At 65.3% G+C, this 11,056-nt stretch carries 8 protein-coding genes; 1 reads left to right on the forward strand and 7 read right to left on the reverse strand.

Annotation, left to right across the window (positions count from 1 at the left end):
- Nucleotides 1-125 precede the first annotated feature (125 nt).
- From TBU01S_RS21685 to purL, 6 genes are all read right to left on the reverse strand, one after another.
- Nucleotides 126-2,333 (reverse strand): TonB-dependent copper receptor, encoded by a 2,208-nt coding sequence (locus tag TBU01S_RS21685; RefSeq protein WP_245651011.1) that lies wholly within the window; start codon nt 2,331-2,333, stop codon nt 126-128.
- Nucleotides 2,293-2,754 (reverse strand): copper chaperone PCu(A)C, encoded by a 462-nt coding sequence (locus tag TBU01S_RS21690; protein WP_068639574.1) that lies wholly within the window; start codon nt 2,752-2,754, stop codon nt 2,293-2,295. The genes TBU01S_RS21685 and TBU01S_RS21690 overlap by 41 nt, the downstream gene beginning before the upstream one ends.
- 126 nt (nt 2,755-2,880) lie before the next feature.
- Nucleotides 2,881-3,297 (reverse strand): DUF2946 domain-containing protein, encoded by a 417-nt coding sequence (locus TBU01S_RS21695; RefSeq protein WP_083953787.1) that lies wholly within the window; start codon nt 3,295-3,297, stop codon nt 2,881-2,883.
- A 79-nt stretch (nt 3,298-3,376) separates the two neighbouring features.
- Nucleotides 3,377-4,687 (reverse strand): GGDEF domain-containing phosphodiesterase, encoded by a 1,311-nt coding sequence (locus tag TBU01S_RS21700; RefSeq protein ID WP_068639576.1) that lies wholly within the window; start codon nt 4,685-4,687, stop codon nt 3,377-3,379.
- A gap of 3 nt (nt 4,688-4,690) precedes the next feature.
- Complete coding sequence (locus tag TBU01S_RS21705; RefSeq protein ID WP_083953788.1) at nt 4,691-6,019, reverse strand: cyclic di-GMP phosphodiesterase; 1,329 nt, start codon at nt 6,017-6,019, stop codon at nt 4,691-4,693.
- A 148-nt stretch (nt 6,020-6,167) separates the two neighbouring features.
- Entirely contained in the window at nt 6,168-10,103 is a 3,936-nt protein-coding gene (gene purL / locus TBU01S_RS21710) for a phosphoribosylformylglycinamidine synthase (RefSeq protein WP_068639579.1), read from the reverse strand.
- Nucleotides 10,104-10,326: 223 nt separating this feature from the next.
- Here purL and TBU01S_RS21715 point away from each other — a divergent pair, with 223 nt between their 5' ends.
- Nucleotides 10,327-10,776 carry a MaoC family dehydratase gene (locus tag TBU01S_RS21715; RefSeq protein ID WP_068639578.1) on the forward strand — a complete coding sequence of 150 codons (450 nt, stop codon included), beginning with the start codon at nt 10,327-10,329 and terminating at the stop codon, nt 10,774-10,776.
- A 76-nt stretch (nt 10,777-10,852) separates the two neighbouring features.
- Here the strand turns inward: TBU01S_RS21715 and TBU01S_RS24620 are convergent.
- Nucleotides 10,853-11,056, reverse strand: a 204-nt coding sequence (locus TBU01S_RS24620) for a hypothetical protein (protein WP_217999676.1), incomplete at its 5' end; no start/stop codon positions are given.

Below are 11,056 nucleotides of genomic sequence, written 5' to 3' on the forward strand. Positions count from 1 at the left end.
CGCCCCAGGGCGGCGAGGGGCCGATTTACCAGGGGATGTGATACGCAGCCTGCCGGCTGCCGCCAAGCGCGGGATCGACGAAGCCCCACGGCCCTCCCCGGCCGTGGGGCTTTTTGCCAGCCCCGTCAGTCGAGCGCGATCTGGGCCTTCACCCAGAACGTACGCCCCGGTTCGTTGATGCGCTCGCCGGTCACTGCGCCGCCGGCAAAGTCCCAGCCGCCCTTGCCAAGATGCTCGCTGTACTTGCGATCGAAAACGTTATCGACGCCGACAGTCAGCAAGGCGAGCTTGTTCGGGCGCCAGCCGGCATTGAGCGACAGCGTCGCGAAACCGCTGGTCGGTCCGAGATCCTGGCCGTTCGCGACGATGCTGCCCGATCCCAGGTCGTAGCGGTTCTGGCTGGCGACCATGCGCAACATCGCGCCGTAGGAAAAGCGGCGATCATCGTATTCGAGCGCCAGCCGCGCCTCCAGCGGCGGCTGCTGTGCCAGCGCCTTGCCGTCGGTATCGTTGTTGCCGCGAACCCAGGCAACGGTGCCGACCGCCTGCCAGTTGGTCGCGAAGCGCCAGGTGACATCGCCTTCCAGTCCATAGACCGTGGCATCGATGTTGCGGACGCGCGCGGTCGACGGATTGACCCAGCGCAGCAGGATGTAATCGTCGACCTTGCCATAGAAGCCGGACACCGAGGCCGACCAGGCCCCGGCGCTCCAGTCGGCGCCGACGTCGAGCTGAGTGGTCTTTTCCGGCTTCAGGGTGTCGAAGCGCTGCCCTCCCGCAGTATTTGCGCGCATGAACTCCCAGAAGTCGGGGAAACGTTCGACATAGCCCACACCCGCATACCAGGTGCCGGCGCCTTCGCCGAAATCGGCCTCGTAGCGACCGAATCCGCTCTGCAGCGTCTTGTCGACGGTCACGCCACGGGTACTCGAGGACGGCCGGTAGTCGCGCACCTCGTGTTCGTCGATACGCAGGCCGGCAACGATGCGGCGGACGTCGTCCAGTGCATAGCTGGCCTCGCCGAACACCCCGTAACGTTCGAAGCCGATGTCCTTCTGCCACCTCTGGTTGCGATAGTCCACGCCACCACGGGTTCGATGCTGGTCGTCGCGGACATCGGCACCCACGGTGATCTGCCACTGCCCGCCCGGCGCCAGCACGACCGCGGCACGCGCGCCCGTGGTCCTGCGATCGGGATTGCTGAGCATCCTCATGCCGCTATTCGATCGCAGGCTGAAGTTGTCCATCACGTGATCGATGTAGCTGTAATACGCGTGCGCCTCGACCTTGCGCACGAGCGGCGAGATGTTTCGCTTCTCGAACCTGAGCCCCGCGTGCTCGCGCTCGAACTTGGCACCGTCCATCGCGCGGTCTGCATAGGCCGCCTCGCCGTCGCTGCGGCCGAAATTGAGTTCGAGCAGCGTGTTGTCGTCCGGCGTCCAGCCGATCGCCCCTGTGGTGCTCCAGCGGGTATAGAAAGAATGGACCTCGTTGCCGTCGCCGTCATCGTAGTTGTTGCTGTCCGAACGCGTCGCGCCGATCCGCGCATAGAAATCCGGATTGCCGCCCTTGGCATCGAAGACCTGGTCGTTGCGCCCCCAGCTGCCGAGGGTGAGGCTGCCGCTGGCGCTCCAGCCGCTCTCCCTCATGCGCTGGATGTCGCGCTCGAAGAGGACGACCGCCGCGGAATTGCCGGAGCCATAGAGCACGGTCTGGGGGCCTTTCAGAACGGTCACGCGGTCGAAGGATTCCGGGTAGATGTAGGCCGTCGGAGGGTCCATCCGGCCGCCGCATCCGCCGTAGATTTCCTGGCCGTCCTGCAGAATGCCGAGACGCGAACCCGACATCCCGCGAAACACCGGGTCGCCGTCGGTGCCGCCCTTGCGGATCACGGAAAAGCCCGGGATGCTCTTGAGCATGTCCGCGCCGTCGTGCGCGGGGAGCGGCTGGCGCGGCGCCTTCGGGTCGGTCGTGACGGTCAGCGGCGCAGAAATCACGGGGGCAGTGACCACGACGCTGTCGAGCCGGGCCTCGGTGCCTTGTGCAAATGCCGGCAAAGCCAGCGAAATCGCCGCCACGAGCGGCAGTTGCCTGAAGCTGTGTTTCATGTTCTGGATCTCTTTGAATGCTTGATCACCGCATGGATCCGGCCCTGGAAGCAGGCGCGGCCAGAGCCGCCGCCGCCCGTTTCCGGGCTTCGGTCCGCAGTGTGTCGTCATGGGCAGGCCTTGCGCGGAAAGCGACGGGGAGCGGCAGCTCCCCTGGGCGCAGGCTGTCCGCGGGTTTTCGGGCTCAGTGCTTGCCGTGCTGCATCCGGCCTCCGGCCGATGCATTGAGCGGACGCGCCGGCGCCGTGATCTCGATCGTCTGGCGCTCGCCGCCGGCGCGCTCCACGACGATCTTCAGGGGCACCGCGTCGCCGTCCTTCACCTGCTGCTTCAGATCCATCAGCATCACGTGATGAGCACCGGGCTTGAGCTCGACGGTCGTTCCCGCCGGGAGATCGAGGCCCGGGATGGCATTCATCTTCATGACATTGCCGTCCATGACCATCTCGTGGATCTCGACCACGCCGGCAACCGGCGAGTCGACGGAAACAAGGCGGGCATCGGTGTCCGACGTCAGGCGCATGAAGGCGCCGGTGGCCTTCTGCTGCGACACGGTGGCGCGCACCCAGGCATCGGCCACGGTGACGTCGGCCAGAGCCGGCAGGGAACCCAGGGTGAAGGCAAGGGCGATGACGATTTTTTTCATGATGCGAGTCCTCGAACGACGAGCCGACGGCGCGATCGGCGCCGGCATGCAAGCGGCGTCGGGCGGATCGGCAAATTGGGAAGCTTGAACGCGGAATTGAACGCGGAACTCACCGCGCAGCACGGCTCACACGGACAGCGGAGGCGCGCGAGGACTCGAGGGCGACCATGCAAAGAGCGGTCGCGGAGCAACAAGGAAAAGCAGCGGCAGGCGTTCGCTCGCCCCGCCTGCGACAAGCAGCGCAGTGCGCTCCATGGGCGGCAGGCCGACTCCGGCTGCATGCGAACCGCAATACGGGCAGGAAGACAGCGACTCCAGCAGCGAACCGTCGGAGCCCTCGCCTTCAGCCAGTGCCGCATCGAGGTAGAGCCCGGCATCCGCAGCCGGAATCGCAAGCCTGTGCGTTCCGCCCGCCGAGCAGATGTCGATCAGGAGCTGCCCCTCCGCATCCGCCATTGCCCGGCTCACCGCAGGCGCCAGCGCAGCGACCAGCATCGCAGCGACGGCGAACCAGGCATGAAGGCGTTTACGAAAGCGGAACACGGGATAGGGTCAGCAGCGCAAGGGCGGGATCGTCTTCGCGGAATTATACCGAGTTGCCTTGCGCGGGACTTGATTCCGCTCAGGTCGACACGCTGGACAGACAGCTCGGGCGGCCAGCGTCGTAGAGCTTGAGCCAATCGACGAAATCGTCCAGCGCCAGCGCCGGCGAAAAATGGAAACCCTGCAGGTAGTTGCAACCGAGGGCGGCAAGCGCAGCCGCGGTCTCCGCATCCTCGACGCCTTCGGCCGTCACCATGACCCCCAGGCGATGGGAAAGCGCGATGATCGACGAGGCGATTTCCCGATCCCGTTCCGAGCTCAGCAGATCGACGACGAAACTGCGGTCGATCTTCACTTCCTGCACCGACAGATGCTTGAGCCGGCTCATGCCCGAAAAGCCGGTGCCGAAATCGTCGATGGAGAGCTTGACGCCGAGCAGACGCAGGCGGCACAGCACGTCGGCGACGCCTTCCCTCGCATCGTCGACCATGTCGGTTTCGGTGATTTCGAGACACAGCTGGTGAGCGGGCACCCCCCATGTGGACAACGCCTGCCCGATGAGATCGGGAACTTCGGCGTCGTAGAGATCGGTGGCGGACAGGTTGATCGACAGCGTGATGTCGAAACCCTCCGCGTCCAGCCGCGCAAGCGCCTGGGCTGCATGCTGGAACAGCCAGCGGTTGAAGCGATGGCGCATGCCGAGCCTGTCGATCAGGCCGAGCACCACGGGCGGCGCCACCCATTCGCCGGGCACGCGCTCCCAGCGCAGCAAACCTTCGGCAGCATCGCATTCACCGCCGATCGCGTGAACCTTGGGCTGCAGGAAAAGCTGCAGGGGTTTGTCACCACCGAACGCGCCATGCAGATCGTGTTCGAGGATGGCGAGCTGCGGCGACGTCCGTTCCATCGACTTGTCGTATATCGCGCCTCGCTCGCCTCTTTGCTGCGCATCGAGCGCCGCGATCCGCGCCGACTGCATCAGATAGAGCGGCCCCTCGCCGTGCTCGGGAGACACTGCCGCGCCACAGACGAACTGGACCGGCAGTTCCAGGCCATCGAACCGGAACGGAGACTCGCCGAAGACCTGCTCGATCTTCAGCATCGCCAGGGTCAGCACCGCCCTGCTCGGCAGTGCCGGCAGCACGATCAGCCATTCTCCCCGGCCAAGCGCGAACAGGCTGTCGCCGCTGCGCAGCAGCCGTTTGAGGGTCATGCCCATCTCGCTTTCGAGCCTGCGTCCCTGCTCGAGCGACAGCCGGCAGATGGAGACATTGGGCTGCATGCTGACCGCGATCACCCCCAGTTCGGTCCCCTTGGGACCGGCATCCATCGGGTGGCACGAAATTTCGTTCAGGGCCGACAACAAGTCGGGGGAGCTCAGAAGTGCCATCGGTCAAGCCAGGTAGAAATCATTGGGGTCGATGCCGTATGCATTGGGCGGCAAGGCGCGGAGAATCCGGTAAGGCTCGCCAGCAGCCGTTTCGGGCTGCATCAGCAGGTCCAGTATTCGCGGAAAGCGCTCGACCGCCTTGTCCGGTGCCAGAATGACGATCACGCGCGGCTGCAGGCGCCGCACCTGGTTCTGCTGGATGACCACGGCCACTTCGCCGGAATTGAGTTCCACCAGCGTCCCGATCGGGTACAGCCCGATGCATTGCAGGAATTGATCGACCAGTGCGTCGCGGAACAAGGTGTTGCGCAGCCGGTTGATCTCTTCCATGGCGCGCTGGCTCGACACCGCCGGCAGATAGACCCTGTCCCGGGTCATCGCACAGTAGGTGTCGACGAGGCCGGCCATCTCGGCGGCCAGTGGAATGTTCATGCCCTTCAGACCGCGCGGATAGCCGCTGCCGTCGAAGCGCTCGTGATGCGCGGCAATGATGCCGAAGATCTCGGGGTCCACAGTGTTGTTGGCCTTCAGCAGCGCCAGGGTGTGCAACACATGGGCACGGACATGCTCGAACTCCTTGTCGTCCAGCGGCCCCGCCTTGGCCAGAACCTCAGGATCGATCCTGACCTTGCCGATATCCTGCAGCAGGCCCGCCAGCCCGAGCTGACGGATGCTTTGCGTGTCCAGCCCGATGAAACGGGAGAACACCATGGCGTGGACCGACACGTTGACCGCATGGTCATAGGTGTAGCGGTCCGTGCGCTTCAGACGCGTCAGCCACATCAGGGCATCGGAATTGCGCTCGACCCCCTGCGCCATCTCGCCCACCAGGCCTTCCAGGCGAGCGATGTCGATGTTGTCGCCGGCATCGATCGCCACCTGGGTTTCCCGCAGGGCGCGATACACATCGTCGACGATCGGCGCGGAATAGAACAGCTCGGATTCGAGGCGGCTGCGGCCATCGGCGGCCCTGACACGCGGAATGCTCGGCCTGCGCTGGGTGTGTATCCTGCCTCTGAAGCTGCGTGCGACAGCGAGGAAACGCGAGGCCTCCTCGCGGCCGTCCCGCTCCTCTTCGTCGACCGCCGTCGAACGAAGGCCCGGCCCCTTGAGCGGCTCGTCCTTTTCTATCACGCGGGCGCGCTGGTGCTCACCGACCGAGCGGCTGCGGTCGATGACGACCTGCTTGCAAAGGCGCTGCAAGGTCTGGATTTCGTCGGACGTCGTGACAAGAAAGCCCTGCAGCATGAAGGGCGTCTCCACCCAGGGCCGGTCGATGTCCGCGACGTACATCCCGATCTGGACTTCGCTTGCCGGTATCGTGCTATTCAATCAAAGGCTCCATGAGCACCCTTTCGACGAAGGGTGATTTCTCGGTCGGGAACGCTTTAACGGCAGAACGACACCGGACCTGAGCCCAGTTCGGGCCCCGCATCCCCAGTTTGGGCAATACAGGGCCGGCAGGATCACCTCCGGAGAATCACCCCAGCCACACCCTCGCATTGCGGAACATGCGCAGCCAGGGCGAGGCATCCGGGCTCTCCTCCACCAGCCAGCGCGGCGCCCAGGACATCTGCAAGGTCCGCGCCGTGCGTTCGGGGTGGGGCATCATGATGGTGAACCGTCCGTCCGCCGTGGTAAAACCGGTCGCACCGCCCGCCGAGCCGTTCGGATTCGAAGGGTAGCGCTCGGTGGGCGAGCCATGACGATCAATATATCGCATTGCCATCAAGGCGGCTGTGCGATCCTGCTCGCTCGCGAACACGGTCCGGCCTTCGCCGTGGCTGACGACGATCGGCATGCGGCTGCCCGCCATGCCCTTGAACAGGATCGACGGACTGTCGGTGATTTCCACCATGACGAAGCGGGCTTCGAACTGTTCGCTGCGGTTGCGGTGGAAGGTCGGCCAGTTTTCGGCCCCCGGGATGATCGGCGCCAGATGGCCCATCATCTGGCAGCCGTTGCAGACGCCGAGTGCGAAGGTATCGTTGCGGCGGAAGAAAGCTTCGAATTCGTCGCGCAGACGGTTGTTGAACAGGATGGACTTGGCCCAGCCCTGCCCCGCGCCCAGCACGTCGCCGTACGAGAAACCGCCGCAGGCCGCCAGCCCGTGGAAGCCGGCCAGATCGGCCCGCCCGGCCTGCAGCTCGGACATGTGCACATCGACCGGCACAAAGCCCGCCCGCTCCAGTGCGGCAGCCATTTCCAGCTGTGAATTGACCCCCTGCTCGCGCAGCACCGCGACTTTCGGCCGCACGCCGCTGGCGATGAAGGGAGCGGCGACGTTCTCCTTGACGTCGAAGCTCAGCGACACCGACAGACCGGGATCGGTGGCATCGGCCAGATCTTCGAACTCCTGGCGGACCGACTCCGGATCGTCGCGCAGCATCGCGATGCGATGGCTGGTCTCCGACCAGGCCTGCAACAGCTCGACGCGGCTGGCGGCGAACACCAGCTTGGCGCTGCGGCGCAGGCGGATCTCGTCCATCGCGTTCGGCTCACCGATGAAGTGGTAAGCGAGCCCTGCCGAGCGCAGCAGTTCGGTGACGCGCGAGCGATCGTCGCGGCGGATCTGCACCACCGCACCGAGCTCCTCGGCGAACAGGGCGGCGAACAGGCGATCGTCGAAACGGCCCTTGAGCGTGTCGGGCTTCTTCTCCAGCCCATCGACGTCGTTCATGTAAGGGTCGTAGCAGACGGTGTCGAGCACCAGCGACAGGCCGCACTTGGCTGCGAAAGCCATTTCGCAGACGGCAGCGAACAGCCCGCCGTCGGAACGGTCGTGGTAGGCCAGCAGCAGATCGTCCCCACGCAGGCGCTGGATGGCCTCGAAGAAGGCCTTGAGCTGTACCGGATCGACGTCCGGCGCATGCTCGCCGACCGAGCCGTAGGCCTGGGCGAAAGCCGAGCCGCCAAGGCGATTCAGGCCGTTGCCGAGGTCGATCAGCAGCAGTTCGGTGTCGACGCCTTCGGGCAGCTGCAGTTGCGGCGTGAGCGTGTTGCGGATGTCGCGCACCGGCGCGAAGGCGGTAGCGATCAGCGACAGCGGCGCGACCACCTGCTTGTCCTCGCCTGCGTCCTGCCAGGCGGTGCGCATCGACAGCGAATCCTTGCCGACCGGGATCGACACGCCCGCCGTGATGCAGAAATCGGACACGGCCTTGACCGTGTCGTACAGCCTGGCATCCTCGCCGCGATAGCCGGCCGCCGCCATCCAGTTGGCCGACAGCTTGACGTCGCCGAGCTTGTCGATGTCGGCGGCGGCGATGTTGGTGATCGCCTCGCCGATCGCCATGCGGCCCGAGGCCGGCGCATCGACGCAGGCCAGCGGCGTGCGCTCGCCCATCGCGAAGGCTTCGCCGCGATAGCCCTGGAAGCTCATCGCGGTGACCGCCACGTCGGCCACCGGCACCTGCCAGGGGCCGACGAACTGGTCGCGCGCGGTCAGGCCGCCGACCGAGCGGTCGCCGATGGTGATCAGGAAGCTCTTGCTGGCGACCGCCGGCATTCGCAGCACGCGCAGGCCGGCTTCCTTCAGGTCGAAGCCGGTGGTGTCGAAAGGCGGCAGATGGACGGCGCGGCGCGATACCTTGCGCGTCATCTTCGGCGGCTTGCCGAGCAGCACCTTCATGTCCATGTCGACCGGCTTGTTGCCGAAATGGCGGTCGGAGACGGTGAGATGGCCATCGGCGGCCGCCGTGCCGAGCACCGCGAAGGGGCAGCGCTCGCGTTCGCAGAAAGCCTGGAACATCGGCAGGCTTTCGGGCGCGATCGCCAGCACGTAGCGTTCCTGGGATTCGTTCGACCATATCTCGCGCGGGCTCATGCCCGGCTCCTCGATATGCACTTCGCGCAGCTCGAAGTGCGCACCGAGGCCGGCGTGGTCGGCCAGTTCCGGCATCGCGTTCGACAGTCCGCCGGCACCGACGTCATGAATGGCGATGATCGGATTGTTGTCGCCCTGCTGCCAGCAGGCGTCGATCACTTCCTGGCAGCGGCGCTGGATCTCCGGGTTGCCGCGCTGCACCGAGGCGAAATCGAGGTCAGCAGTGTTGGTGCCGGTCGCCATCGACGATGCCGCACCGCCGCCGAGGCCGATCAGCATGCCCGGGCCGCCGAGCTGGATCAGCAGGGTGCCGGGCGGGAAAGTCGGCTTTTCCGACTGCCGGGCCTGGATGCTGCCGAGGCCGCCCGCGATCATGATCGGTTTGTGGTAGCCGCGCACCTCGCCTTCGACTTCCTGCTCGAAGGTGCGGAAATAGCCCGCCAGGTTCGGACGGCCGAATTCGTTGTTGAAGGCGGCGGCGCCGATCGGCCCCTCGATCATGATGTCGAGCGCGGAGGCGATGCGGTCGGGCTTGCCGTAGGCCTTTTCCCAAGGCTGGCCGAACTCCGGGATGTTCAGGTTGGACACGGTGAAGCCCGCCAGCCCGGCCTTGGGCCGCGAACCGCGCCCGGTCGCGCCTTCGTCGCGGATCTCGCCCCCGGCGCCGGTCGCCGCTCCGGGGAAGGGCGAAATCGCCGTCGGGTGGTTGTGCGTCTCGACCTTGGCGAGGATGTGGGTCTCTTCCTCGTGGTAGCGGAAGGCCCTGTCCGCATCCGGATACAGTCGCGCGATGCGGGCGCCCTCGATGATCGAGGCATTGTCCGAATAGGCGACCACCGTGCCTTCGGGATGGGCCTTGTGCGTGTCCTTGATCATGCCGAACAGGGATTTCTCCATCGGCCGCGCATCGATCACCCAGTCGGCGTTGAAGATCTTGTGCCGGCAGTGCTCCGAATTGGCCTGCGCGAACATCATCAGCTCGACGTCGGTCGGGTTGCGTCCCATGCGGCCGAAGTTGTCGACGAGGTAGTCGACCTCGTCCTCCGACAGCGCGAGTCCGAGTTCCCCGTTCGCCTTCTCCAGCGCCTCGCGCCCACCGGCGAGAATATCGACCGAGGTCAGCGGCTGCGGCTCGTAGTGGTGGAAGAGCGCTTCGGCCTCATCCACGGTCTTCAATACCGACTCGGTCATGCGGTCGTGCAGCAGCGGCAGCAGCGCGGCGCTGTCTTCCGCGCCGCGGACATCGATGGTGTAGGCAATGCCGCGCTCTATCCGCACGATCTGGCTGAAGCCGCACTGGCGAGCGATGTCGGTCGCTTTCGACGACCAGGGCGAAATCGTGCCCAGCCGCGGCACGACCAGCTTCAGAACACCCGTCGGCAGTGCCGGCGTCGCGGGACGCGCATCGAGCAGATCGGCCAGGCGTTCCTGCTCCTCGTTCGACAGCGGCGCCGAGATCTCGACGAAATACCAGTGCTCCGCGACAATGGCCTTGAGCCTGGGCTGAAGCTCGGCGACAGCCCTTGAAAGACGTTCCAGACGAGAGGAGGACAGCGCCAGGGCACCGCGTAGCTTGAGGATCGAAGTCATGTTCTTCATGGAGAGGAAGCGTGGACGAACGGCAGGCAGCCACTCGATATCGAGCCCCGGATTATACCTGAGGCACCGAAGCTCTCCGGGCCGCGAGCGCCCTTTGCGCGCAAGCTCCACGGCAGGATGCTTCATTCATGTCCTGGGCAATCAGATCGGCTATATTGACGTCTCCCGGCGTCACCTACCTGGACGCAGCGATCATTTCAACAGGAACTGGAACATGAGCGACAACACCCGGAATTTCGACGAACTGTACGGCTACCGCTTCGAGGATCTCAGTGTTGGCCAATCCGCCTCGATGTCCCGCACCGTCACGGAGGCAGACATCCTGCTGTTTGCCGGCGTGTCGGGTGACACCAACCCCGTCCATCTGGACGAGGAATTCGCTTCGAGCACGATGTTCGGCGGCCGTATCGCGCACGGCATGCTTTCCGCCGGCCTGATCTCCGCCGTCTTCGGCACCCGCCTGCCCGGCCCGGGCTGCATCTACCTGTCGCAGAATCTGAAGTTCAAGGCACCGGTGAAGATCGGCCAGACCGTCGTTGCCCGTGTGACCGTGAAGGAGCTCAAGGCGGAAAAGCGCCGGGCCGTGTTTTCGACGGTCTGCACCTGCGGCGATACGGTCGTCATCGACGGCGAAGCAGAGCTGCTGATTCCCGCCCGCAATTGAGCATGAAAAGCGGGGACGCCGAATATCGACGTCCCCGTGTCAGTCGGTGAACGGCAGGCCTGGCCTGCCGAACGACTCAATCAGTGCCCTGCCCCAGCAGCCCGCCATTCACCTTTTCGCCGTACAGGTTCACGCCGTCGTCGGCGTGATAGTGCAACCCGACCATCCATTTCCATTGCCGATGGCGCCGAAATGGATTGAGATTGCCGCTGCTCCGCGTTTTCCCGTGCAACCAAGTACACGCGGATTGACGCAAAAAGCCCGAATACCTTGTGGCATT

The organism is Thauera butanivorans NBRC 103042, assembly GCF_001591165.1.
GTDB lineage: Bacteria > Pseudomonadota > Gammaproteobacteria > Burkholderiales > Rhodocyclaceae > Thauera > Thauera butanivorans.